Here is a 305-nt window from a genome sequence, read left to right on the forward strand (position 1 = left end):
CCCGTGATTTCATCGTGTCGGACGGCAAGGAAAGCCGGACGATCTCCTACTTCGACAACAGCCAGACCATCAAATCGAATCTGTCGACCGCCGCCACCTCGACCAAGGCGCAGGTTTCGACGGTGAATGTCAGTGGCACGGTCGAAGAAGGAGACATCTTCACGGTCACCGTCTCAGGCCAGACTTTCAATTATACCGCGACCTCCGCCGATGTGGCGGTCGGTCAGAATGCCGCGAAGAACGTTGCCACCCGGCTGCAGGCCTCGATCAGCACCGCCATCTCCAGCGGCCGCCTGCAGGCCATC

Annotated in this window: 1 pseudogene; it reads left to right on the forward strand. The window is 60.3% G+C overall.

The annotated features are described in order from the left end of the window. Positions 1-14: 14 nt before the first annotated feature. A pseudogene (locus A6A40_RS17770) lies at positions 15-305 on the forward strand (flagellin N-terminal helical domain-containing protein); the annotation flags it as partial.

The sequence above is a fragment of the Azospirillum humicireducens genome (assembly GCF_001639105.2).
In the GTDB taxonomy this organism is placed as follows: Bacteria; Pseudomonadota; Alphaproteobacteria; order Azospirillales; family Azospirillaceae; genus Azospirillum; species Azospirillum humicireducens.